Genomic DNA, 25690 nt, shown 5'->3' on the forward strand with positions numbered 1-25690 from the left:
TTGACTCCCTTTCGTACTAGGCTTTAGGAAAAATAATATAAAAACGGACTCCATCCGGTGTATTCTCCACTCCATAATTGCATCCATGCAGATCGAGAATTTGCTTCGCAATGGCCAGGCCGAGCCCGGTACCCCCCATTTTGCGATTACGTGAGCGCTCTACCCGATAGAACCTCTCCCATATAAATTGCCGCTCAGCTTCAGCAATCTGCTCGCCCTTGTTCTCAATGGTAATGTGAACAAAACCGTCACGTCTGCTGATCTCAATAGTTATATCGGTATGTGGTATCGCATGACGTATAGCATTCATCATGATATTGAAAATAACTTGCTCCAGCTTGCTTCGGTCACCCTCCACCGTCTGCTCTGTTGTGGATACAAGCACCACATCCAATCCTTTGTCCTTCAATTGCGGACCCAGACGGCCGGCGATATCTTCAATCATGTCAGCCAGTGCAACAGCATCTGTATTCAATTGAATTGCTGAGGATTCCAGTCGCACCAGATCCAGCATCTCTTCAACCATCGTTTCCATCTTGATCGCCTCATCAGCGATGATCTCAATGTAACGCTCCCGTTTGTTCTCACTCACGCCATCCTTAAGCCCTTCGGAGTATCCCTTGATAATGCTGATTGGCGTCTTGAGTTCATGCGATGCATCGGCAAAAAACTTGCGTTGACGCTGTTCAATCTGCTGCTTCATTTCCATATCCGTGCGCATCTGTGTGTTGGCCTGCCTCAGTTCTTCCAATGTCTGGCCCAAGGTCCCCGATAATGCATTCAGACTATTGGACAGGCTGCCGATTTCATCATTACGCCGAATAGGTGATTTCACCGTAAAATCCAGCGTAGACATTTTCTTGGCTACATGGTTCAAGGCCAGGAGCGGCTTCGTTACAATTCGGGACAGGAGCAATGCCAATAACAGAATCAATACAAATGCGCCAATACCAAAATATGCATAAAACAAACGTGTTGCCTCATTTGCTTCCCTCATCTCTTGCAGAGAAGTGAGCGAGAAGATCAGTTGTTGCTCAGGTCCTGAACGATGCACTGGAGCAATGGTGATGACATTGCGAACACCGCTCCAGCTATCCGTCCACTCTTCATTAAGCATTTTGCCATTAGCCAAGGCAAGTTGGTCTTCGGTGGATAATGGGAACCGACTATCCAGTGCCTGCACCAGCAGTCCCTGTCTCTGACTCCACGTTGCCAGATTGGGAAGAACAACCTCGGTCAATACGCCTGACCATTCCTGCACCGGTTCAATCGATTCCTGAAAACTTTCTGTTCCCCAAGCAGCAGAATTGGCATCCTGGATTTTGAAAGGATATACCATGGCCCCACTGGCCGGGCCTCTCACCGTCAGTTCCTGCCCATACTTCAGATGGGACGTTATCCAGCCTGCATTCTCACTATTGATAAACAAGGACAAGGACACCTTCACGTAACTCCCGTCCTCCTGAAGCAGCGTAATGTGGAAAGGATCATTAACCAGTCTTCCGGTATTCGTCAGAATGACCAGATGCGACTGATTCTGACGCATGAACTTCCCCGTCTCCTTGGCTAGTTGCAAATCACTCCAATGCCCATTGGAGTATTGCTGTTCGAACTTGGACAGCTTTTTCTTCATACTGCTGACCTTTTGATGCTGATAGAAGTCGGGAAACCAGACTAACTGGGCAAAAACCGTCGTTCCGTATAAAAGAACCAGACATCCTGCCATGACCAGGAATAGCTTCATCGTTACGCCATTTCTTCTCATGCTTCTGCCTCGAAACGATACCCGGTGCCAATTACTGTCCGGATGCACTTGGCTTCTTCACCCAGTTTACTGCGAAGCTTCTTGATGTGAGTATCCACAACACGCGAGTCCCCTTCAAAATCAAATCCCCAGATCCGATTCAAAATGGAATCCCGTGACAATACAATGCCTGCATTTCGCACCAAATAGAGCAACAGATCATATTCCTTTGGTGCAAGCTCAACTTCAACCCCGTCCTTCTCCAGCCGCCGTGCCCATGGATCAAGGATTACCTGACCGAAGCGAATCACACCCTGCTCTCTTGCAACTGAACCTTCAACCCGTTTCATTAAGGTCTCTGCACGTGCAACCAGCACACGTGGACTGAATGGCTTCGTGACGTAATCATCTACGCCCAGCTGGAATCCATGAATTTTATCGTCATCCTCAGACCGTGCAGTCAGCATGATAATAGGTACGGTGGATTGGGAACGAATATGCCCGCATAATGTCCATCCATCCATTTCAGGCATCAAAACATCCAGAATAACCAGATCCACCTCATGCAATGCCAACAGTTCCAATGCCTGTACTCCATGTTCTGCTTCTAAGACGTTCCATTGTTCTTTTATGAAATAATCGGCCACAATCTCACGAATGCGGCTTTCATCTTCCACCAGAAGCACTGTTCTGATCATGGCCGACTCTCCTTTTTAGATTTCTGATGATAACATACCTATTCTATGTGTCGTTCATGTGTCCATACATGTTTTGGAATGAACCCCATGATATATACGATTAATATAAGCCAAAAGTTACTAATTTTTATCAAAATGCGCACAAAAAAGAAGCTGCCAACGAGCAACTTCCTGCTCATTGACAGCTACTTGAATGAAATCGATTTGTGTTATCCAGAAGTGATGCGCTACGACTGCGCGCTCCCTGGCAACACTTAACGTTGTTGCTCCAGACGGTGTGCCACATGAAGTGTAGGACCAACAAAACGATTCAGCGGGAATCCGCCAGCAATCGCTTTGGTCACGAAGGCTTTACCTTCACGAACAGCCTCTTTCACTGTAAGACCACGCGCCAACCCTGCGGTAATCGCCGCAGACGTCGTGCAGCCCGCACCATGCGTATATCCGGAGCCGACAACATCGGCTTCAAACCATTCGTAGTTGGTTCCATCATAGAGTAGATCCATTGCTTTACCCGGGTTAATCACACCTCGGTCTTTGATCAGGACATGCTTCGAGCCATGGGCATGAATTGCTGCTGCCGCTGCTTCCATCTGTTCTTTGGAGCGAATCGGTCCACTCTTCGCCAGTTGGGATGCTTCGAACAGATTAGGTGTAACCAGATCAGCACCTGGCAACAGGAATTCGATCATCGCTTCCGTATTTTCCGGTTGCAGTACTTCGTCAGTACCTTTGCAGACCATCACCGGATCGATAACGATCTGTGGCAGACCACTGCGGCGAATATGCTTCGCTACCAGTTCAATAATATCTACAGAACCGAGCATACCTGTCTTCATTGCATCGAAACCGATGCCGTCCAGAACAGTGCGAAGCTGCGCTTCAACCACATTTAATTCAACAGGAAAGACCTGGTGATCCCATGTATCGGGCTCCATTGCCACAACCGTAGTCAGTACGGTCATGCCATACACACCCAGCTCCTGAAAAGTTTTCAAATCAGCTTGAATACCTGCACCGCCGCTCGTGTCCGAACCAGCTATTGTTAATGTTTTTGGAATCGTCATGGTAGTTGCATTCTCCTTCGTGTCTCAGTTGACATTATCCTATCCCTTGTACGAGCGGATGTCAATGGCATCTGAAGCCATACAGAGCATGGTTTTCCGAATGATTCAGTTCACATCTTTGGTCTCCAGACGAACCATGGACATCGAAGCAATCCATATCCCTATTGCTCCAAGGGTCAGAGGGATAATAATAAGCGAATGAATGGAAACTTCCGACCCGTTGAATCCGGAGCAGACAATCAAAACCAGCAAAATGGACGAGACCATTGTGGTGGTAACAGAATGCTTACGCATACCGAAGAATAGGGGGATGAGTGCCATACTCGCAGCCGATAAAGAACTCATACTGTACTTCACCAGAAGTCCCAATATATCCCGATTCGTCAATGATCCAGGAATGAAGGAGTAAAAGTGATTAACAATTAGCAGCAGTGAACCCATCAACAGATCGGTAACCATAATCATCACAAATGTAAAAACAAACACGATAATCAATTTGGCTGCGATGATTTTATGACGCTGGATGGGATAGGTGAACATGACGTTCATCGTTTTATTTCTATACTCACTGATCACCAGCTTGGTTAATAAAGCTCCTGCAAATATGATAAAGGTCGCTCTCACAAACGTATCGATAATCATAAAGGCAGTCTGGTAATCGGCATAGGCATAATCATCCGCTCCCACATCCACAAAACCAATCATGATCAGGAAAAGAAGAATGGCTATACTGGCAATACCTGCACCTGCAAAATTACGTGCAAAGCGGTGCTTCCGCATCTCAAGTCTGATTAATTTAAGCAACGTCTTCATCCCCTTTCACAAGCTTCATGAAGTGTTCTTCCAGGGAATGAGCCCGTTTGGATATCGATTCGATCTCAATGCCATGCTGAATCAGCTTGGTGGTTAATTCCGATGGAATGATTCCCGGATCATAGATGCGTAACGTTTGGTCATCGACCAGTTTATAATTACTCAAACCAAGCTGATGTTCAATGACATAGGTCGCTTTGCGGATATCTACCGCCTGTAACTCGATGTACTCGTTTTGACTTCCACGAATGCTCTCCATCGAGACCTCTTCCACCAAACGACCGCCGCGAATGACACCAACCGTGTCCGCAATCTGCTCGATCTCGCCAAGGATGTGACTGGAGACCAACAGGGTGATCCGATACTCATTGCTAAGTCGCTTGAACAAATCTCGCATCTCTCGGATCCCTACCGGATCCAATCCATTAATCGGTTCATCCAGAATGAGCAATTCAGGTGTGGTTATGAGTGCACGAGCCAGTCCGAGCCTTTGCTTCATGCCCAGAGAGAAGTCTTTAACCGATTTCTTGCCCGTATCTTTTAACCCTACCATTTCCATCGTGTTGTCGATGATCTTTTTGTTGTAGAATCCCATGTATTCACAGTGAAGCTCCAAATTCTCGCGGGCAGATAGTCTATCGTAGAAAAAAGGATATTCAATAATACTGCCCATTCGCTTCAGCACTTCATAGGAGGTCGGCGTAAGCTTCTCTCCAAACAATTCAATCTCCCCTGAGGTTGGTTTGACGAGATTAGTGAGCATCTTCATAATGGTTGTTTTACCTGCACCATTCGGGCCAAGAAACCCATAGATCTCACCTTGCTTAATATTCATATTGACGTTGGATACAACCTCTGCCCCTTCATATACTTTGGTCACATCTATTATTCGTGCGATATAATTCATCGTCTTGTTCTCCTTTACGTCCCCTGTCCGGGTTCCTATATCTATATTGTAAAGAGAAAAGTCTTCTTTTTTATTAATCAAATCTTACAAAAACCTTAAGTCTGACCGGAAACGCCAACGCAAGCTCTATCAGGCCTTTAGAGTAACCGAAAATACAGTCCGTTGATGTGGCACACTATGCAAGTGAATGCTTCCACCCATCTGTTCGACTAGCCGCTTCGTGATCGTCAGACCAAGGCCGCTGCCCTGATAGAGTCGATTGCGGGAATCTTCCAATGTATACATGCGTTCGAACACACGACTATGCTCGCTCTCCGGAATCCCTTTTCCCTGGTCCCAGATCTGTAACGTCACAGGCCCACCTATCGAATGGTCGAGTGAAAGTCCTAGCACCTTACCCTCTGCTCCATATTTCATCCCATTGGTAATGAGATTATCCAGCACACGGTCCAATGCTTCTTCATTCGCTTGCACGAAGATATCCCCATTAGGTATCTCCAGCTCCACGTGCAACCCCAGATTCGTCAACATTTCATAAAAGGAGAGCATCTTCAACCGGCATAATTCGCTTATATTTACTCGACTAAGCACCAGCTCCGTGTCTCCAGATTCCAGCTTCGCCAGATCAAAAAAGGAATGAATCAAACGCAACACTTCCTGTGCCTTATCCTGTATTTTCTCCGTCATAATCTTCCGTTCCTGATCGGTTAATGACGGGCTGTGCAGCAAGGTCTCACTATAACCCAGCACCACCGTGAGTGGCGTTTTCAGATCATGAGAAATGTTGGAGAGCATATTACGCATCTCCTTCTCCTGGTTTGCATAACCGGCCTTTGCACGGTGCGCATGATCCAGCAGCTCGTTCATGTCTTTCAGAAGCTGACTGACTTGGTCATCACTATTGAATACAAGCAAGCGCTCAAAGGTGCCTTGATCTAGAATTGCGGATATTTTCTGATGAATATAGGACAGATGTTGGGTGCGTTTCCGCAATCTCATCCACAATCCAATGACGGCAATGGCCAGAATACCCGTTGTAATGGCAAAAATCAGTGTCATCCCTGCTCCGCCTCCAGCTTATAGCCGATGCCCCAGAGTGTCTTGATATATTGGGGAGCCGAAGGATCTGCCTCCAGTTTCTCACGCAGACGACGCATATGTACGTTAATGATATTTTCGTCCCCATAATAATGATCGTTCCAGACGGAAGCATAGATCTGCGCCTTGGTGAACACTTTGCCAGGATGGGTAACCAATAGTTTCAGGATGCCAAATTCCTTGGATGTCAGTTTGACGGGTGTACCTTCGCGCTCCACCTCGTACGTCTCCATATCAACCACAAGTCCTCCAATGTGAATACGTTGATCTTTAACCATTTCAGCCACAGGCGGAGTGGTATAATTGGCGCGGCGAATCGCAGCTTTGATGCGGGCAGTCAGTTCGATTAACGAGAACGGTTTGCTCAAGTAATCATCTGCGCCGAAGCCCAGACCTAGCGCTTTGTCCACTTCCCCATCCTTTGCAGACAGAATGAGCACAGGCACCAGACTGACTGCCCGAATGGTTTGCAGCACATCCATCCCACTTTTGCGGGGCAGCATCAGATCCAGAATAACCAGATCATACCCGGGTTGTGACTGGCTGAACTGACGCTCTGCCTCTAAGCCGTCATATGCATAAGTGACGTCGTATCCCTCTTTTTCCAGATAGGGTCCGACCATCTCACTAATTGAACGATCATCTTCAACAAGCAACAAGCGGTGACTTAACACATGTTTCCCTCCAACATGAACATTTTTCTTTATTACCTCACAGTTTGTTTGAATTGGCAATGACATATGAAAAAACCTGGCAAGAAACACACTTCGACATCAAGTGTGTTTCCTGCCAGGTCTATGAGCGTCTGTAGATAAATACTGGTGCTTCTAATCTCTATAACCGTTCTCGCTGTGGATCCAGCATAGTCCAATGGTTCCTGCACCTGCATGGATACTAACCACAGGGATAAACGGCATGATTTCGGTCTTTAATCTAGGCAGGAGAGCTGCAATCTGTTTTTTGATCGTGACGGCTTCTTCCTGATTGTTCGCGTGCATAATGCACACATGTTTTACTTTCTCCACATCCAGCTTGAGCATATCCAGCATGCGTTCTTTCGTCCGCTTGAACGTGCGAATCTTCTCATTCACAACCACTTTGCCCTCTTCAAATCGAAGCAGCAGATGGATCTTGAGCAGTTGACTGATGATCAGCTGTGTGCCCGACACCCGTCCACTGCGATGAAGATGCTGAAGACTGGCCGGTATGAGGTAAAAGGACATGTTATCAATCATTTGTTCAATGTTTACTTTGATCTCGGCAGCTGAACATCCCTGCTTCTGCCATTCCAGTCCTTGCATAATCATCTCACGGTGAGGATAGGCACCTGCCTTTGAATCAATTGCGGTCACCGTCACTCCTGCAATCTCTGCAGCCTGCATGGACGTATGCAGCGTTCCGCTAAGCGCTGTAGAGCAATGAATCGTAATAATCTCATCGTACTTGTCTTTGAGCGACTCATACAGTTCAATGAATTCGCCAATGGGTGGCTGCGAACTGCTCGCACGTGAAGCCTCCGCAAGTTTCTCATAGAACATTTCAGATGTAATGTCATCGGTTTCTCGGTAACATTCCTCTCCAAATACGATGCGCAGCGGTACGATGTAGATATGATTTTGCTCCGCAAAAACGGGATCCAGTGTACTGGTACTATCGGTGACCCATGCAATTTTCTTCATGACATCCTTCTCTCTTGCCGGATTGTTCGTTCTGTATCCTCAATCGTCAGGCACAAGCCCGGCGGTGTATTTAAAATTTGAATATTTCACATTGTAAACGTTTGCGATACTGCCTCTCAATTATAAATGAACGGACAGACCGTTGTCTTGTGGCGCAATCATGAACACCCCTATTAATACCAGTATTAGCTAAAAAAATGTCTTGCCTGTGAAGGAATAAATTGGTATGCTGTTGTCCTTCTCTCTTTTTCGCCTTGACTGAAGTGAACGGAAACGCCGTTCAATCCACTTATCGGAGGTGTCACATGCTTTATTTCACCCTGGCTTCCAAAGCCTACTCCCGGAATCTGCAATACCGTGGGGCACACATGGTACATAACCTGGCAAGCGCCATGTTTGGTTACATGTACGCCTGCCTCTGGATCGGCATCGGGGCCGACCACACGCTCGGGGAATACGGGACACAAGGGATGATCAGCTACATTGCGTTCACGCAATCCTCTCTCTGGATCTCGGGTTTTCTCACGAACGGATTGGTTATCCCCTTAACCGTCAGGACAGGCCAGATCGCACTGGATCTCATGAGGCCAGTTCATCACTTGGTCTTGCCGGCGCCGCATACTTGTCCATCTGCATGAACTATATCATTGGTGCTACGTCGATGTGGACCACGGAGTCTTCCTGGCTTCACTGGGGCAATCACGCCATGATGAATCTGCTGGCTGGTTTCTTCATTCCGCTGGAGTGGCTGCCGAACTGGCTTGAACAACTTGCCTGGCTATCCCCCTACCCTTTCCTGCTGTATGTACCTACCCGAATCTACCTTGGTTTCGAAGATGGTTCCTTGCTATGGGGAACCTTGCTTTGGTGCGTCTTCATGACGTTGTTCTGTCTTGCGATTACCCAGGTGTTACGTCTTAAAGTGGAGGTGCAGGGCGGATGAAACGGACTTCCTGGTTCAATTTATATAAAATGCTCATTCGAACAAGCATCCGCAGCCGGATGCAATACAAGTTTAATTTCATCATGGCATCCGTACTCGCCGCTTTAATTCAGATCTCCGAGTTTCTGATGGTTGCTCTGGTGCTGCACAAATTCGGAGCAATTAAAGGCTGGTCCCTCCATGAGATCGGCTATCTCTTCGCCATCATGACCTTATCCAAAACACTGTATCGCACATTCGGCAATGAGGTTCACCATCTGGAAAAATATCTGGTGGGTGGTGAGCTTGATCAATTGTTAACACGTCCCATGCCCGTATTGTTGGCCCTGTTGCCCCAGAACTTCCGCATTATGGCTGGGGAAGTCCTGCAAGGCGGGTTCATTCTCTGCTGGTCTCTGGCAGGTATGATGCATAGCGGACAGATTGGCTGGATAGCCATTCCCTTCTCCCTGTTCATTATCCTCACAGGGGCAGTCATTCTCTTTTCCATTGGACTCGCTACCGCCACACTCGGCTTCTGGACCACACGCATCGAGGAATTACAGACGATCACTGAAGATGCAGCACGAACGGCTGCCCAATATCCGCTAACGTTATATCCCAAATGGATGTCTGGCATTCTGCTAACGGTGATTCCGGTGGGATTCGTCAATTACATCCCGTCACTCTATCTACTGCGGGGTGAAGGAGGCGCGTGGGTCCTTGTTGCTGTTGCGGCGGTTGCCGTACTGAGTTTGGCTGCAAGTCTGCGTTTCTGGCACTTCGGCATGACCAAATATCAAAGTACAGGTAGCTAAGGAGGCGAAACGAATCATGAACATGATCACAGCACGGCATCTGCAAAAGGAATTTAAGACCCCTGTTATTCGAGAAGGACGTTTCTCAGGGTTACGTACGTTATTTTCACGTGAGTATGTGTCCAAGGAAGCGGTACACGATATCAGTTTTGATATCGGGCAAGGGGAGTTTGTGGGCTACATCGGTCCGAACGGGGCTGGCAAGTCTACCACGATCAAAATGCTGACAGGTATCCTCCACCCAACCTCGGGTGAGGTACGGCTTGGTGGTATGAACCCGCATCAGGACAGGCGCAGAACCGTCGGTCGACTGGGCGTTGTGTTTGGACAGCGCAGTCAGCTCTGGTGGGATCTGCCTGTGAAAGATTCATATGATATTCTGGCCGAGATGTACGGCGTCCGTGCCGAGGACAAAAAGAAACGGCTATCCCAGTTTGCCGAGCTGCTGGACCTTGAATCATTCTGGGCCACGCCTGTCCGCAAGCTCTCGCTTGGACAACGCATGCGTGCGGATCTCGCAGCTTCCATGCTGCATGACCCGGAACTGCTTTTTCTCGATGAACCAACCATTGGACTGGATGTGAACGCAAAGCGGAACATTCGCCAGTTTTTACGTACCTTAAATGAAACGTTCGGCAAAACAATTCTGTTGACCACACATGACATGGACGATATCGAGCAGTTATGCAGCCGGGTCATGGTGATCAACCATGGTCAACTGACATATGACGGCACGATCTCATCGCTTCGCGAAACCATCGGACTGCCTACGTTAATTCGGATAACGTTCCGAGGAGCGTTTCACCTGCCAGACTCTTTACCCTCTGCGCTTCATGTCACAGGCGTGGAGAACCAGATCGTTACCGTTGAAGTAAACCGGAAGGAATGGAGCACAATGGACATTCTGAAACAACTGGAATACTGGGGCGAGATTGAAGATGTGGAGATGAAAGAACCGGATTTTGAAGATATCATTCATCGGGTGTATTAATTGGCCCTTTTGTGAGGAAATTGGATGAAGACCTGTTCTTCTGCCGTTACATGAAAGAGGGACATGACGTACTGTAATAGCGGAGGTGAAGCGTCATGCTTGTGACCAAACATATACTTGCGGCATCCAGCGCACACGCCACTCCCTATTACATCGTACGTGGCATGATGCCGGGACCGGTAATGTTCATTACATCCGGGGTACACGGGAATGAAACGGCGAGTATGGCCGCTGCACAAAAGCTCGCAGATGATTGTGCGACGGGTCGCCGTGTCATTCAGCGAGGGCTGCTGATTATTGTGCCACGCGTGAACCAGAAAGCCTACGCAAAGAAAATCAGAGGCAAGCCAGATCTGAATCGTACGTTTCCACGTCGTATGTCAGGCAAGGCCAAGCATCCACTGGCTGCAGCGGTTTTTCAGCTGGCGCGTGAACATCGGGCTGACTGGTGGCTCGATCTGCATGAAGCCAACGGGCTGTCACAGCTTAGTTCGCGAGTGCTTGGACAGACGCTGATTACCAATCCCGGCAGTCGGACGATTCCGGCTTGCAGAAGAGTTATCGAACGGATGAATCGGTCGATTGCCATTCGCGATCGTCATTTTAACCTCAAGCAACATGAATTGCCGGGATCTGCCCGTACAGCGGCTTCAAGACTATTACAAGCCCGTTCTGTTACGGTGGAGACCTGCTGGAGTCTGAAACGCGCGACCCGTATCAAGTATCAGACAGAAATTTTGCACCATTTTCTACGTGAAGCGGGCTTAACATGATTGAGATCATTAAGATAGAAATAAAGTCACCTTCAGAAGAGAGCGCCCGAGGATGTACTTCGGGAGTTCGCTTTGGAGGTGACTTTTCTGCGTTTATCTTCGCATCATTTCTTCCAAAATTTGTATACCAACAGGGTCCAGCGGCATGAGTGGATAAAGGTCTTTTTTAGTTATAAACTTGAATATCGCATCCAGATACTCATCGACAATGGAGGCTGATCCAAAACAATAATTGGACAATAATACAACGCCTACACTCTGTTCCTTATTTATAGCCAAATAACTGGAGAAACCAAATGTGCCACCGTTATGCCAGAGTATATTCTGATCTAACAGCTTATCCTTATGCCATCCTAAATATAAGTCCGAGTCTCCAATCATTATAGGAACATGACTTTTTTGTATTGCAGAGGCTATCGGATGATCATCATTAAGGTTGGCCTGAACAAATAAACTCATATCGTGAACCGATGACTTGATCGCCCCAGCCCCTGCATGTACACTAAGATCCCAGTGAGGGACTTTTTTCCCCGTTGACGTATGTCCATCCACAAATCTGCCATTCTGTTCTGGATTCAACATAGCTGCTGTCTCCGTCATGTTTAATGGACCTGTGATATATTTTTTCAGCAGATCGTCATATGTACTTCCTGATACTTTACATAGGATATAACCCAGTAAGCCCACGCCGGTATTGGAATACTCAAATGAACCCATCTGATCCGTAAAGTCAGCATCGGATAAAAAAGCAAGTAAATCATCCTCGGTATAATCTGAATACGGATCCAATCGGTTTTTCGTGGGGTTCAGATTTGTGGCAAGTCTAGGTAATCCAGAGGTATGCGTAGCAAGACTTTTTAAGGTAACCTTATTCAAATAATCATTTTTACCGTTGTGTATGTACTTGCCAACCGTGTCATCCGTGGAAAGTTCCTGTTGACGTTCCAATTCTAGCAGAAGAATAGATGTAAAAAGTTTGGTTAAAGAGCCGATTTCGAACAACCTGTGTTCAGGAGACCACTATGTATTGGCAAACTACACTATGTATTCGTTTTAAATCTCCTATTCCCTGCTCGATAGCCAATGCTTGTTTCTCCTAAAAAGGAAAAGAGCCGCGATTACGGCTCTTTCTTTGTCACCCTGAACGACTGAATATAGCTATGGATATCACCTTCTGGCGTCTTGAGCAATCTGGCCAGATGAATCTGCATCTGTTCAAGGTGATTGATATGCTTCTGAATATCTGCGATTCGGTCACGGACGAGTATTTTTAACGTATCACTCTCCATATCCTCCTGACTAAGCAGTTGCAGGGTCTCTTGTATTTCTTTTAGGGAGTAACCCAGCGACTGGGCATCCTTAATGAACTTAATTTTAACCAGATAATCCTCGGTATACACCCGGTATCCGTTGGAGGAACGACGGGGAGCCGGCAGAATCTCGCTATCCTCGTAATAACGGAGGGTTGCCATACTCACACCGGCACGCTTGGCTAACATTCCTCTTGTCATGGTTTCCATCGATAGATCCCCTCCATCCTTCTATGAGGTTATTCCGCTTTTTGGTGACGTAGCTTGGTGTACTTGCTGTCATACGTAGCCTCAGGAAATTGGGATGAAGGGCCTTGTAACAACGGCTGCTCCTCTCCTTTGAGGTAACGATCAAAGAATGCCAGCGTATATGATCTGGTGATATCCACATTATGTTCTGGCGTCATGCCTCTGGCAAACATTTTCGGTGAAATTAACGAAATATCCGTAAAGCTTTGATGGAAGAAATTCTCAACCGTCAGATAATAGGTATCATGAAGACTGCTCGTCATCACCCGATCCAGATCCGGCTCAAACTCCGGATAAAATACTTTATCCTTGGCAGTGGCATCCGGTTCCAGACTCTTAGCTGTCCCACCCGACATGACATACATAAACGGCTGTTTCAAGGTTGTGGTGGATACTTTACCCCAGAATCCGCCTTCCAAACTAAGTCCTGCTTTGAAACGGTCATCCTGAGCCAGAGCTTCCGCTGTCGTTGCCCCACCATACGAGTGACCCATGATGCCCACATGAGCCAGATCAAGTTTGCCTTCGAGCAATTGATTCGGATCATTTGAATTCCACTGGGTCAGGGTATCGAGGACAAATCTTGCATCAGCTGCACGGATGCCTATACCTTCTACATTATATTGATATAATTCCGCTGACGTTGCAAAATCAGGGTCGGCCTCATACGGGACTGTACGCCTATCAGGGAATGTTACTCGTGCTGACGTATACGGGTGATCTATACCAACGACAATGTAACCGTGGCTTACCAGTTCCTCTATCATTGTCATACTCTGAAAACGAGCAGAACGAATACCCGGCGAGAACAGCAGTACCGGATACTTGCTCTGGGTTGCCGACATCTCAGCTCCTTTTACGACATGTGTTGGAATGGTATTCAGATAACTGAACACCTGAGACGGAATGCCGAACACCAGACTAATAGCTTCTCCCAGTTCACTAGGGTAATGCTCCAGTGGCAGCCCTTGGGCAGCATCCTGATCTACTGGATACCAGACATTAATCATAAGTTCACGCTTGTCTTCTGCCTCAGGCGATTTTGTCTCTTCGCGAGATTCATCCACCAGGTGTTGAGAGAATGTACCCATCGCAAATGTGCCGGTAGGTTCAGGCATCACAAAGGCATGTAACAGCCAGGTCAGTATGAATGAGCCTGCACTGAAAGTCAGAACCAGAATCGAAGCCAACGTCATCTTTATCCAGGTACGACGGTTATGTTTCTGCGTGCTTTGAACGTAGCGGCCACTGCGGTATGATTTCATGAGTTGAATGATTAACATAGTGAATAATACAAGTCCAACCATATAGGTTGGTATCATTTGCACACGAAATGAATTGATTAAGCCATGTAGAAACACTGCTACTATCAGAGCGGAAAGTGTACCCACTGTCATTGCTCGGCGCTTCGGAAACGCCAGCATACATACCGTAGCAGCTACGGTTACCAACACCAACATCCATTCTAAAATCCTCATTATTCTGCCTCCAATATTTCTTGATAAGACAAGAATAAACCTTGAAGTATGCTTCAAGGTCAAGGTTAAAGATATGAACGAAAATGGATGAATGAAGCCGATGTAGACACACTCAACCACCTGGTAAATATGCCATATAGCTTGGAAGAACTTGTACGGTATATTCATCGGGTGAACTACAACGATTACTCTACGGTTACCTTTGTTCTCGGCATCGTATGCATCGCCCCTGAGGTCACATGTGCCTGAACGACATATACCCCAGGTTCCTGAAACGTATAACTCACTTCATATATACCATCACCTATAGATACAGCCTTCGTCGCTCCCCGAGATTCAAGCTCATCGGCACTCATCATTCCTTGATCGAATGAAGGTGCTTCGGGTTCATCCTGTTCATTCCATACCTGAAACTGTACATGATCCGCATCATTTACAGGCTGTTCTCCCTGGGTCAGCTTGATCTGCAAAGCGACATCTTCCTCGACAGACACCTTATCCGGAATCATAAGCTGCACTTTGATCATCTCTGGCATCTCTCCCGCCGCGGACTGTTCCTCATAGGAGCATCCCACGGTCAGGAGGATCAAAACAATGAAGGGCATGAACCAACGAGCTTGTCCGCTCATCACCATCTGTCCTTTCTTATTAAGAAGATTTTGATGTTTTGCCAATGCCCCACAGCATTACGATGATAATAATAAATGCAATGAGTGCCAGTAGCGGAATGGTGATAAAACCAAACCAGTTCAAATAGTCGGTATAACATGGAACCTTGCCACACGCCACAGCATTACCTGTAGCCGAAAAAATACGCTGGATCGTTACATGATATAACGAAATGCCGCCACCGATAAAACTAAGCGGAAGCACGTATTTCGCGATACCCGCATCATCCTTAAAGTAGGCAATGCCCAGCAGGATCGTTAGCGGGTACATAAATATGCGCTGGTACCAGCACAGATCACATGGAAGATAACCCTTGATCTCACTAAAATAGAGACTTCCCCCTGTTGCAATAACCGAAACGGCCCAAGCAACAAATAACCGGGTATCCACACTTTTCGCCGGACGCTCCGATTTTGATGATGTACTCATTCCTCTGTCCCCCTCTTCATTTTGCTTATACCAAATGATCATACCTCATTCTGGACTCCATCGGCTATTTAAGCTGTTATGTAGGTCATTACCCGATGATTATACCAAATATTTGAACTTTTGGGTTCATTCATGATCACATTGAATATGTTCATCCTGCTCCATACCTTTGGACCTTGCGTACGTATTGCCCCAGTCGCACATCGTGTTCAAGACTGGAACGAAGGATCGTCCGAGTTCAGTTAAACTATATTCTACTTTTGGCGGGACTTCCTTGAATATTTCCCTATGAACAAGTCCATCGCTCTCCAACTGTTTCAATTGGTCGGTTAAGACCTTTTGTGTGATTCCAGGTATCAGTTCATAGAATTCCTTGGTTCGCACCGATTGTTGACTCAGAAAAAAAAGGATAAGACACTTCCATTTCCCCCCAGCGATATCCATGAAAATATTTATTCCGGTATTATATTTAACCAATGTGCCGTTCCTCCTCAATAGATACTTTAAAGTGGCTATCCCACTTTTTTGTGCGTTATTTTCTCATTTGTTAATGCCTACTATAATTCAAGGGAGTCCTAAATAACAACGATGGAGATGATCTCATGAGTGTACAATCCGTTTTGGAACATAGGCGTTCTGTTCGACATTTTGATTCAAGTTATACGATACACCCGGAGATTCTCACTTCATTCATTGAATCTGCAAGCAAGTCACCCAATGGGAATAATATTCAAGCGACCCGGTATCTTATTATTGATGACCCTGATCTCCGGAGCGCATTACTACCTATTGCTTACAATCAGCAACAGGTGATCGATGCTTCCGCTTTGATCGTCATGTTAGGGGATTATCAAGCATTTGAAGCAGATAACATCATCAGAATTCACGAAGAAGGCTTTCAGTCGGGCTTTTTTGATGCATCACTCCGAGATTATCTGGCGAATGCGGCAATACAATACTATGCAAATAAATCGGATGAAGAGCTGAAGTTGGAGTTAACCCGAGATGTAAGCCTAGCATCCATGTCATTCATTCTGCTCGCCAATGAGGCTGGTTTCGAAACCATCACGATGTCAGGTTATGATTCCGCTCAATTAAAAGCCAGCTTGAATATTTCTGAAAGATACTTGGATGTCATGCTGATCGCTGTTGGTAAAGGTACGAAAAATGGACATCAAACGGTACGTCATCCGGTTCATCAAATTATGTATCGAAACACAATGACCTCCTTATGATGAACAAAAAGAGCTGCCGTATGGGGCAGCTCTTTTTGTTTTAATCTTATTTAAACGCTGCTATTACATGGATTTCGTCAGTGTAATAGATCCATCTTTTTGTGCCCATTTCACGTCCCAGTTCAGAAGTTCAGCAATGAAGCGCAGGGGTACTTGTGTACGTCCATCTTTGTTTACAAATACAGTTGCACCCACGTTTTTCTTCACGCCGTTCACTTCCATAACGTTGTTGTTCACCCAGAATTCAAGGGTATCGTCGCCAGCCATTACGGTTACTTGCTGTGCTTTTTTGTCCCATTTCACTGTTGCACCAATACCTTCACTCATGAAACGCAATGGAATGTATGTTGTGTTTTTCCAAAGCACTGGTGTGGTATCCATGTTGGTTGTTTTATCGTTAATTTTCAGCACTTTGCTGTTCAATTGCATCCACACCGTTGTCATTTCTGGCGCTGGTACAGGTGTTGTTGGCTCTTGGAATTTGTCGTTGAATTGAGTCACGATGGCATTACCCAGAGCTTGACCTACACCGAACATCACTTTGAAGCCTTCACGATTCGTTGTATACGAAGCATCATAATTACCTGCTGCATATTGATTCAATACATTTTGTACTTGGTTTTCATGCGTTGTCAGTGCTTGTTGTCCTGCTGCTTTTGGCAGATTGCCAGCTGTTGCCGAATCCAGGAATGTGGCGAACTCTGTTGTAAATCCATCAATACGTTTCTCTACTGCTGCACGAGCCGTAGCATCGTTGTTTTTAACGGCTTTTACATAGTCGCTTTGTGCATTAACGTGGTTCGTTACCCAAATTTTCTCGAACGCATTGGCACCGTCGTTACCGTAAACGGAAGCAATGGCTGCTTTGAAGTCAGCTGTATTTCCAGCTTCAGCTGTAACCAGTGCGTTGGAAGCTGCTGTGCGGCCATCGAATTCTTCTTGCATCTGCAGAGCCGAGAGCGCAAAGTGTTCGGAAGCCAAGTGGTTGAGTGCAGATCTCAGATCAGCTGCTTTTGTATCCGCTTTGGTGTTCTCGAATTTCTCAGGCATTTGTGTCGTAATTGCTGTGGAGAGAGCCTTACTTACGTCGAACATTTCTTTGAAACCTTCACGGTAAGCCTTGTATGCGTCAGCATAATCTCCAGCTACATACTCATCGAATACTTTTTGCACGAGATCTTCATGCACTTTCAGAGCCTGTTTAGCTGCTGCTTTTGGCAATTTGCCTTCGGTTGCTGTGCTCAGGAATGTGGAGAACTCCTCCACGAATCCGTTGATATTTGCCTGTGCTTGTTTGATCCCAGCCTGGTTACCCATTTTGGTTGCTTTGACAAGGTCATCTGTGTATTTGTTATGAGCACGGAAGATACGTTCGAATTCTTTGGCACCTGCGTCACCATATAGGGAAGCGATTGCCGGTTGCATATCCAGTGCGTTTTGGTCGAGTGCTTTGTAAGCTGCATCTGCGTCTTTTGCTCCATCATATGCTTTGGCCATTGCGGTTACTGCGAGTGCAAAGTGCTCGGATAACAGGTGATCCAGGTTCGCTCTCAGGTCAGCAGCGGGTGTGTTCACGGATGCTTTCATCATCGTCATCGGTGTCTGCGGTGTGGAAGCTGCTCCAGCGATTCCCGGCATCAACAGTGTCAGGCTAAGTACAGGTGCAATAAATTTCTTCATTTTCATTTTCATTACGTGTTCACTCCTCGATTATGTGTTGTGTATAATTTGTTTCCTCGTCGTCGTCTTCATAGGGTGTAACGCAGGGTTCTCTATTCTGGATCACTCTATAGACAAAAAAATCCGCAGCTTCCAGTGAAGAAATCCGCGAATGCTTGTTGTATCAAGGATTTTTATAGTTTAAAAAAACCAAAATTGTCGTGATCTTTTCTATCCAGGACTAGATACATACTGTAAGACAGATACTTCATTTCCCTTTATTTCTCAACTAAAGCTTACATCAAAGGTTATCCTGAAGTACAATGAAGACAAATCATATCATTCGTGAAGGGGGTCCAATTATGACTTGGTTGCCTTATGTTTTAATTGTAGGTATCGCTTTATTTGGAGGTGTTGCTACCATGATCATCGGAAACTCCAAAGCCAATCAGACCAGTAATCCCGAGTATGATCGCCGCACAAAGCAAAATCTCAGCAAACTTTCCTATGTATACGTTGGTGCGATTGTACTTGGTATCGGCGGACTACTTCTCTATCTTTTTAACTAAAAATAATCAATTCAGCAAAGAATACGTTCAAACATGCTAAGTATCTTCAGGTTTTGTTCTACATTCACCGTATCCATGCACATGTTTACAAGTTGGAGATAATTCAGAATTATTCTGGATATGTTCGGGGTTTAATATAAAGCCATAAGGGACAGCGAACCCATCAAACAAAACAAACCCCAACTTGAAGGAGAGATAGATGATGAAAAAAAACATGAAGAAATCCGTAGCAACAATGATGGTACTTGGCATGACATTGACAGGAGCAACGGGCGTATTTGCCGGAACGCAGCTGGAGAAAATCTCTGCATACCTTAATCATGGAATTAGCTTCAATGTCGATGGCGCGGCGTACTCACCAACAGATGGCAATGGCAACAAACTTGCGCCAATCACTTATAACAACTCCACTTATCTACCAGTTAGAGCGCTTGCCGATGCGCTGCATGTACCCGTATCCTATGACGCCAAAAAAGGACAGGTCATGATCGGCCAAGCGACAAGTAATCCATCATCCCTGACCAATGTAACGTATAGCGCAGCACAAAAAGAGGCAATTCAAAAGGCTTTTGCACAATTCGATGGGTTCGAGACAGCTTATGCACCTCAGCAGATGATTGCAGGTGACACATTCAAAAGTGTAGGTGCGGGTGGCGATGGTGTCAGCTTTATTTTCAACCATATGAAAGTGGCTGTGTCTCCAAGAGATTATTCGGACGGCTATACGAGCAAAGACGTGAAACTGTCCAATGGCGTTATCGCCAAATGGTATACACCAGATCAAACGGATATGCTCACGTTCAAGCTGGATGATCGTTATGTAACACTCAGCTCGCCAAATAACCAATTAACTCACACTCAACTGGAACAAATGGCGGTATCCGTCCAAAAAGTAAAATAAACGATAAATAGAAATAAAACAGAAACACACATCCTCTCGGTCCCCTCTATGATTAAGGACTGATATGATGTGTGTTTTGTCCTATGTAAGCCGAATTTTAACAATTCTAAAAACAAGGCTTTCGTCCAGCTTCATTTTGAAAAGGATGGGGTTATAATGGAGTGTACAGCATCTTACAACAGAAGCGAAATGGAGTGTACCTCATGAACCAGCGTATTGATCTGTCCCCAGAAGAACTGCAACAACTTGCAGGTGAGTTCAACAAGGCGTCCCAGAACGGACAAGATATTCTTGCCCAACTCAAAACGATGATCGATCAGTCTGAGGGACAATGGGAAGGCGAACGCCAGCGGGAGTTTCTCGGGCGTATGAATGACAGCATGACGAACATCAGTCATTATTTGCGCGGTTTACAGGAAACCAGCACCAGTCTCCAGCAGACAGCGACACGTTTCCGCGATACGGATCAGTCACGTTAGGACTGACCCGTTTATTTTATTTTCCTTCACATATAAAAAAAGGTAAAAGTGCCCTTTATAAATAAAGTTACTTATTCTCAAGCTCCGCTACAAAAGTCTCTTCCTCTTCGTCCATATATCCTCTGAAAATGATCTCTTCAATATCTTCATGATTAAATACATATGTGTAATCCGGATTAATGTATCCCTCCGGATACAGACAGCCAATATAATCGAATTGACGTGGCGGTTCGGTTAGCAGCATCTGCTTTCGTCCGTAGATGACGAGCTTTTTGGTACCTTCTTTCAACCGAATCACGGAGCCATTAGGCAGTAAGGTAGATGTTTCGTTTGCCATCAGGTAATCTTCCTTTCTGTATTTTGTGATATATTGCTCTGGACTTCCACAGGCGTGTTCAGCACCCGGCGAAGCCAGTAGTACCGATGTACTTCCATCATAAAATGAAACACAACAAAGGCCAGCATGATATACACACTCATGAGTACAACAGCAACCGTCTGTTCTGTAACAAAGGCCAGGGAAATATTAGCCAGCAAGTAACCCCCGCCAGTCAACATGGTCAGCGTCGCGACAGGCATACGAGAGCCCTTTTCAGACTTGGGACTGTTAGGTGACTGCTTCAATCTGTTTATGTGAAACTTCGCATACTGAAAGAATGCAAAACCATATACGACAAACGAACCAATCGCATACCATGGCGTTGTGAGGCCCAACATACCGTAGGCAAACTTTTGAATAATAATCATAAAACCCAATGAACATACGATACCAAACACACCTCGAAACAGGACATAATTCAACTGCAGCCTGCGGGGAGCCACTATTAGAGCGAGGGCCCACACATTCATCACTGCCAGAGGCGGCAGTAAGATATATGCGTACATAAGTTGAACCGGAACACTGAACACCGGAATCAGCAGAAATACATTTAGGAAGAAAAGAACGAGCGTACCTGCGCTGAAACGAATTCCATCCACGGCGTATACCGCAAGATAGTTCTCGAATGCATCCCGGTTGTAGGATGTTCCTTCATACATGGCAGACTCGGCAGTATTGGATGTCTTGGCAGATTGTTTATGACGCTTCATTTATTTAAACCACCCGCTAACGGTAGACCAGGCTTTCTTCGCTCCATGTTTCACAACATCCTTCACGGAATCATCCTGCCCATCGCCATCCAAATCCATATTCATGGTTACCCCTTCTGCAAGATACGTCAGACCTACGGATACACCCAGGCCGACCGCACCAACGGCCAGGACAGGCGCCGCCGCAGGCAGAATAGCCGCTGCCAAGAGAGTTGCTCCCACGGTTGTTGCTCCACCGACGACAACATTACCGATGATATCACCAGCAATCTTGTCACCGGATGCATTCTGGCTGATGTTCTCTTGTGTATCTGTGAATACATCAATGCCAACACTGGCCCAGCCCAGCTTGTCCGTTAAGGCGGATTTGACTGCATAACCTGGCTTCATCATCGAAGCAATTTCCTTAATCTGAGGCGTAGCGGTTCCGTTTGCTATTTTGGCTTCAATGTCACGGACATAATGAATTTTGTAATCCCTTGGTCTGCCGTTCACCAATGGATTCCCCTTCACTGAATCGTAGCTTTCGCGAACCAAAATGCGTGGTGTGTTTCGATTCAGCTCCTGCTTGACCATATAGCCGTTCTTCACTCGGTATCCCAGTTTGGCGACAGCCGCAGCCGCGGTTAGCGTACCTACTGTGCTTCCAGGTCCGTCAAATGGTGCGAGCAGGTTAACACCCGTAAGGCCAAATGTACCACCCGATTGATCTTCCTGTTCCATTTTCTCCCGAGTCGTCTTTACATACGCAGCCAGCTGCTGCATGCTCTGTCCAGCGGTCTGAAACCGCTGCTGATGGGCCTGGTACAGACCAATAATGGTCTGTCGATTCCCCGACTGCCAGGCTGCTCCCTGAATGGCCTGTTGAAGAACACCGTCCACCTGCTGCAGCTGTGCCGTCACTTGTTCAATCTGCTGTGCGAGTGAGTTCAAGTAGTCAGCCTTCATGACAATTTTGGTCAACTGGATTCCCCCCTTGGTTACATTTGTGTATGTCTATATTGGGTTTAAACTCCGGGCAGTACATATAACGAACGCGTCGTTAACAGAAACAGGCTTTGCACCAATTCTTCTTCCGTCACCTTAAATGCTGTAAACAGACTGGATTCTTCCCCTTCAAGGAACAACCAGTTACCTTGGGTGCTGCCTATAAAATAAATGGTCTGTGGCGGTCCTTCCTGTCCCCGGGTGTACACCTCGAACTGCCCCCACTTCTCAAGCGTGGCAAAGCCTTTCGCCAATGTCTGTAATACTGTGTGATCCAGATGATGGTCCTGCTGCAAGATGGACGCGAACTTCTCCATGGATGAATCAATCCCCAACGCGGACAGACGCTGCAACGTTTCTCCCTGGATGGTTGTACGCATCGTATCCTGTGATGCTGATGGATCGGGTAGTTCAATCCGATTGCCAAGGACTTGTAACATATCCTGCAACTCATCAAAAGAGGTTAGCACCGTCTGGTCTTCTACAGGTTTCCATAGCCATTCAACCATCTGCGTACCTGACAAAAATCCATAAGTCACCGACGATTCCCCATCTGCTGCATGCAATTCGAGTCGGGTTATTGCACTGCTGAGCTTACAGCTTGTAAGCAGGTTATGTACTTGTGGCTCTATGGTGATCTGCTTGTTATCTTCCACCATAACACCGTCTTCAACAAGACCTCTAAGTATCTTTTCGTAAACCCGTTCTGACTGTATACCCTGTAATTCCGGGTCATTCAGATCCACGAGCAGTTGACTCGCTTCCGGAATATTCATCAATTGAAACAGAAACAAGGCCTCCCGGCCGGAACACTGAAACGATGTATATAAAGGCAAGGTCATTCCCCTTTTCCATGATGTCAATTTAAAGAGGTTGGCGAGAGATTCTATTCTTTTATTGTAAAAGGAACCTTGGCTGGGCTCAATGCGCCCCCACTCCTGATCTTAAGCCGTTAGGCCTGATTATATTTACCCAAAAAAATAGAAAAAGGCACAACAAAAATGATGCTGTACCTAGTCTCGTTATTATCTTTAGAATTTATTTTTATCAAATGGTTCTGGAAGCTTCAAGGAGTACACCATCGTTGATGTTCCTTCTTTCACGGGAACAATCATGTTAAGTACACCATCTTGTAACATGTTTTCTGGAATCTTGGCTGTGCTAAATCCCCACTTCCTCTCAGGTATGTCCGTTAAAGATACTTTCCCGAGAACCGAAGTGTAGTCTGGATTGGTGAACAGCAACTCTGTAATTGAATCTCTAGTGGAGGTAAAGGTCAACGTTCGATCAAAATTCAGCACCACACCATCAATTCGGTCTGGCACAGCTGATTCCATCGGCCTAGTATTTACCGGATCTAATTGGTAACTGTCCCCTACCCGATCCATCCATCGTGCACTTGCCTGAAAAGGGAGAATTTTGGGATCCATGGCCAGATCAGTTCCCTTTTCTTCATCGCTTATGCTTAATTGTTTGTTGTAACCACTCGCTTTTGTTTCCGACACTTTGAGCCCCAAGTCCTTACTCCACTGACCCAAAGGAATAAAAGTCTGATTGTATAGCGTCAACAATTGTTTTGAAGGTTGATTCACACTGGAAGAACGCTGTCCACGAGTGAATGTGATCCGATCCTTGCCGAGATTATATTGAATATGAAATGCTTTAGTGAATTCTTCTAAAGGAACATAATGCTGCCCTTCCATATAGAAGGTGGGCTGCCCTTTATACTCCAATACACCCTGATCAGACTTAATAGCTACAGGCTCCATCGGGAAAAATACATTAGAGAACTGAAAAGAATTCCAGTATTTTTTCCAGTCACTGTACGTACCATAATTCAATTTAAGATGTTTATTTTCTGAAATAACATATAAGGATGGCGGGTAAGAGCCTGGATTGGAAAAATACTGTTCAATAATATACTCATCCTCAGTAATCCACTGGATACTTTGGGTACGAGCGCGATATGGAGAATCATAGGATCGAATCTGTTTAAGGGTCTTCAAATCATAGATTTGCACCTTGGAAGACTCCATCTTACTATCCAAACCATTCTCCGTGACCAAAACCAATGTTTTTCTTTCGGGAGAGATAAATGAATGCACATAGCCCACTCGCTCTTTAATCAGTGTGGTTTTTTTACCATTCTTGGTTACAACCACAGTCCAGTCTGATTTCCGATCCCTCGTGTTACCTTGAGAAACATTTAGATGAACATCTGCACTTACCTGAAAAGCTTTAGTAGACAAGCCTGTCTTCTGGTCAGGCTTCATCCACAAGTCGCTTACTTTGGCCTTCTTCCCCTTTATACCGCCATATTCAAGATAGTGGCAATCTAAAGTATCTGTGCAATACACCCCAAAATTACGGGTTTGTGGAATCGGTGATACCACATATTTGGTATCTGTAAAATCCCTTTCTAGCAAAATCTGTCCGCGAGTGTATACTTTTTTTCCTGTGACCATGGAATAGTAGTTGGATTTGGGTACGTTTTTCTCGTAAATCGTATAATATATTCCGATTTGAGGTTCCAAGTAGATACGGTTTTCACCCTCATGCACCTTGCGAAGAGTGTTCGAGCTATAATCATACTCATACAAAACGTAATAATACTGCTTATCATCCGTGGCATAATAAGTTATGTATCCTTTTAACCCTGCTGGTGTGTCACTAACAATAGGATCATACTGATGGGAAGTTGTCGTCAGACCGGTATGTATTCTAGGGAGAATAGCTGGATCGGTAAAATGGTACTCATTTTCTTTGAGTTCACCAGTATCAAAACTCGTTCGAAGTGTAGTCACGGTCACCTCCGTGCCTCTGATTGCAAAACGAATGTTATGTTGCACCCGATCTGTGGATGAAATGGATCGCTCTGCGTTCTGAGCGGTTTGAACTATTGAAGCGGACGCTGAGACTGTGAATTCCGACATGCTAAGTATAAAGATTGAAACTAAACTGACGATGAGCCATTTGGATACTCTGGACATACTTAACTCCTTCTCTGTGTAATGGATTTGGTTGAGACTCGTTAAGTATAGAACTTTTGATCCAAATATTCATTACTTTTTCTTCCATCTTCTGGTCCTAATGGAACATTCCAAAGGACAGAGACGGATATATTCA

27 protein-coding genes and 1 pseudogene are annotated in these 25690 nt (G+C 45.8%); 8 read left to right on the top strand and 20 right to left on the bottom strand.

The features are described 5' to 3' along the window. Window positions 1-16 precede the first annotated feature (16 nt). The 8 genes from WFI24_RS25195 to WFI24_RS25230 all read right to left on the bottom strand — a co-directional run bounded on the left by WFI24_RS25195 (window position 17) and on the right by WFI24_RS25230 (window position 8006). Complete coding sequence (locus WFI24_RS25195; protein ID WP_336764791.1) at window positions 17-1765, bottom strand: sensor histidine kinase; 1749 nt, start codon at window positions 1763-1765, stop codon at window positions 17-19. Then, window positions 1762-2442 (bottom strand): response regulator transcription factor, encoded by a 681-nt coding sequence (locus WFI24_RS25200; protein WP_336764793.1) that lies wholly within the window; start codon window positions 2440-2442, stop codon window positions 1762-1764. The genes WFI24_RS25195 and WFI24_RS25200 overlap by 4 nt, the downstream gene beginning before the upstream one ends. Before the next feature lie 254 nt (window positions 2443-2696). After that, complete coding sequence (gene thiD, locus WFI24_RS25205; protein ID WP_145325859.1) at window positions 2697-3509, bottom strand: bifunctional hydroxymethylpyrimidine kinase/phosphomethylpyrimidine kinase; 813 nt, start codon at window positions 3507-3509, stop codon at window positions 2697-2699. A gap of 105 nt (window positions 3510-3614) precedes the next feature. Further along, window positions 3615-4313: an ABC transporter permease gene (locus tag WFI24_RS25210; protein ID WP_336764794.1), complete on the bottom strand. Its 699-nt coding sequence runs from the start codon at window positions 4311-4313 to the stop codon at window positions 3615-3617. After that, window positions 4306-5229, bottom strand: a complete 924-nt coding sequence (locus WFI24_RS25215; RefSeq protein ID WP_336764795.1) for an ABC transporter ATP-binding protein — start codon at window positions 5227-5229, stop codon at window positions 4306-4308. The genes WFI24_RS25210 and WFI24_RS25215 overlap by 8 nt, the downstream gene beginning before the upstream one ends. A 129-nt stretch (window positions 5230-5358) precedes the next feature. After that, window positions 5359-6288, bottom strand: a complete 930-nt coding sequence (locus tag WFI24_RS25220) for a sensor histidine kinase (RefSeq protein ID WP_336764796.1) — start codon at window positions 6286-6288, stop codon at window positions 5359-5361. Further along, window positions 6285-6950, bottom strand: coding sequence for a response regulator transcription factor (locus WFI24_RS25225; RefSeq protein WP_442956265.1), 666 nt, complete (start codon window positions 6948-6950; stop codon window positions 6285-6287). The genes WFI24_RS25220 and WFI24_RS25225 overlap by 4 nt, the downstream gene beginning before the upstream one ends. Before the next feature lie 204 nt (window positions 6951-7154). Then, window positions 7155-8006, bottom strand: coding sequence for a DegV family protein (locus tag WFI24_RS25230; RefSeq protein WP_169481429.1), 852 nt, complete (start codon window positions 8004-8006; stop codon window positions 7155-7157). Window positions 8007-8311: 305 nt separating this feature from the next. Between WFI24_RS25230 and WFI24_RS25235 the strand changes: the two are divergent. From WFI24_RS25235 to WFI24_RS25250, 4 genes and pseudogenes are all read left to right on the top strand, one after another. Then, window positions 8312-8949: pseudogene (locus WFI24_RS25235) on the top strand (hypothetical protein). Then, window positions 8946-9746, top strand: coding sequence for an ABC transporter permease (locus WFI24_RS25240; RefSeq protein WP_336764798.1), 801 nt, complete (start codon window positions 8946-8948; stop codon window positions 9744-9746). The pseudogene WFI24_RS25235 and the gene WFI24_RS25240 overlap by 4 nt, the downstream one beginning before the upstream one ends. A gap of 22 nt (window positions 9747-9768) precedes the next feature. Continuing rightward, a complete protein-coding gene (locus WFI24_RS25245; protein ID WP_336764868.1) occupies window positions 9769-10737 on the top strand; it encodes an ABC transporter ATP-binding protein in 969 nt (322 codons plus the stop codon). A 95-nt stretch (window positions 10738-10832) separates the two neighbouring features. Further along, entirely contained in the window at window positions 10833-11510 is a 678-nt protein-coding gene (locus tag WFI24_RS25250; RefSeq protein ID WP_336764799.1) for a succinylglutamate desuccinylase/aspartoacylase domain-containing protein, read from the top strand. A gap of 93 nt (window positions 11511-11603) precedes the next feature. On the opposite strand, the gene WFI24_RS25255 is transcribed toward WFI24_RS25250, so the two are convergent. The 6 genes from WFI24_RS25255 to WFI24_RS25280 form a co-directional block, all read right to left on the bottom strand. Then, the gene (locus tag WFI24_RS25255) at window positions 11604-12512 is read right to left on the bottom strand and encodes a serine hydrolase domain-containing protein (RefSeq protein WP_336764800.1); all 909 of its coding nucleotides are present in this window, start codon (window positions 12510-12512) and stop codon (window positions 11604-11606) included. 116 nt (window positions 12513-12628) lie between these two features. Then, a complete protein-coding gene (locus WFI24_RS25260) occupies window positions 12629-13030 on the bottom strand; it encodes a MerR family transcriptional regulator (protein ID WP_336764802.1) in 402 nt (133 codons plus the stop codon). Between the two features lie 29 nt (window positions 13031-13059). Next, the gene (locus WFI24_RS25265; protein ID WP_336764803.1) at window positions 13060-14547 is read right to left on the bottom strand and encodes an alpha/beta hydrolase family protein; all 1488 of its coding nucleotides are present in this window, start codon (window positions 14545-14547) and stop codon (window positions 13060-13062) included. 185 nt (window positions 14548-14732) lie between these two features. Further along, the gene (locus WFI24_RS25270; RefSeq protein WP_336764805.1) at window positions 14733-15176 is read right to left on the bottom strand and encodes a FixH family protein; all 444 of its coding nucleotides are present in this window, start codon (window positions 15174-15176) and stop codon (window positions 14733-14735) included. Window positions 15177-15195: 19 nt separating this feature from the next. Beyond that, window positions 15196-15645 carry a disulfide oxidoreductase gene (locus tag WFI24_RS25275; RefSeq protein WP_145325871.1) on the bottom strand — a complete coding sequence of 150 codons (450 nt, stop codon included), beginning with the start codon at window positions 15643-15645 and terminating at the stop codon, window positions 15196-15198. 126 nt (window positions 15646-15771) lie between these two features. Beyond that, window positions 15772-16122, bottom strand: coding sequence for a winged helix-turn-helix transcriptional regulator (locus tag WFI24_RS25280; RefSeq protein WP_336764806.1), 351 nt, complete (start codon window positions 16120-16122; stop codon window positions 15772-15774). 125 nt (window positions 16123-16247) lie between these two features. On the opposite strand from WFI24_RS25280, the gene WFI24_RS25285 reads away from it, so the two are divergent. Continuing rightward, a complete protein-coding gene (locus WFI24_RS25285) occupies window positions 16248-16880 on the top strand; it encodes a nitroreductase family protein (RefSeq protein WP_145325873.1) in 633 nt (210 codons plus the stop codon). A gap of 63 nt (window positions 16881-16943) precedes the next feature. Here WFI24_RS25285 and WFI24_RS25290 read toward each other — a convergent pair whose 3' ends face one another. After that, window positions 16944-18566 carry a copper amine oxidase N-terminal domain-containing protein gene (locus WFI24_RS25290; RefSeq protein ID WP_442956266.1) on the bottom strand — a complete coding sequence of 541 codons (1623 nt, stop codon included), beginning with the start codon at window positions 18564-18566 and terminating at the stop codon, window positions 16944-16946. Between the two features lie 335 nt (window positions 18567-18901). Between WFI24_RS25290 and WFI24_RS25295 the strand changes: the two genes are divergently transcribed. The 3 genes from WFI24_RS25295 to WFI24_RS25305 all read left to right on the top strand — a co-directional run bounded on the left by WFI24_RS25295 (window position 18902) and on the right by WFI24_RS25305 (window position 20488). Next, complete coding sequence (locus tag WFI24_RS25295; RefSeq protein ID WP_336764808.1) at window positions 18902-19108, top strand: hypothetical protein; 207 nt, start codon at window positions 18902-18904, stop codon at window positions 19106-19108. 199 nt (window positions 19109-19307) lie between these two features. Continuing rightward, on the top strand, window positions 19308-20009 hold the full coding sequence (locus WFI24_RS25300) for a stalk domain-containing protein (protein WP_336764809.1): 702 nt from the start codon (window positions 19308-19310) through the stop codon (window positions 20007-20009). Window positions 20010-20212: 203 nt separating this feature from the next. Then, entirely contained in the window at window positions 20213-20488 is a 276-nt protein-coding gene (locus tag WFI24_RS25305; protein ID WP_336764810.1) for a WXG100 family type VII secretion target, read from the top strand. Window positions 20489-20555: 67 nt separating this feature from the next. Here the strand turns inward: WFI24_RS25305 and WFI24_RS25310 are convergent, their stop codons facing one another. The 5 genes from WFI24_RS25310 to WFI24_RS25330 form a co-directional block, all read right to left on the bottom strand. Further along, window positions 20556-20825: a DUF4176 domain-containing protein gene (locus tag WFI24_RS25310; RefSeq protein ID WP_336764811.1), complete on the bottom strand. Its 270-nt coding sequence runs from the start codon at window positions 20823-20825 to the stop codon at window positions 20556-20558. Beyond that, entirely contained in the window at window positions 20825-21526 is a 702-nt protein-coding gene (locus tag WFI24_RS25315) for a hypothetical protein (protein WP_336764869.1), read from the bottom strand. The genes WFI24_RS25310 and WFI24_RS25315 overlap by 1 nt, the downstream gene beginning before the upstream one ends. 51 nt (window positions 21527-21577) lie before the next feature. Then, a complete protein-coding gene (locus WFI24_RS25320; protein ID WP_336764812.1) occupies window positions 21578-22540 on the bottom strand; it encodes a hypothetical protein in 963 nt (320 codons plus the stop codon). 44 nt (window positions 22541-22584) lie between these two features. After that, on the bottom strand, window positions 22585-23358 hold the full coding sequence (locus WFI24_RS25325; protein WP_336764813.1) for a hypothetical protein: 774 nt from the start codon (window positions 23356-23358) through the stop codon (window positions 22585-22587). 237 nt (window positions 23359-23595) lie between these two features. Continuing rightward, window positions 23596-25554 (bottom strand): hypothetical protein, encoded by a 1959-nt coding sequence (locus WFI24_RS25330; protein WP_336764814.1) that lies wholly within the window; start codon window positions 25552-25554, stop codon window positions 23596-23598. Between the last annotated feature and the right edge of the window lie 136 nt (window positions 25555-25690).

This window comes from Paenibacillus sp. USHLN196, from assembly GCF_037144955.1.
In the GTDB taxonomy this organism is placed as follows: domain Bacteria; phylum Bacillota; class Bacilli; order Paenibacillales; family Paenibacillaceae; genus Paenibacillus; species Paenibacillus xylanexedens_C.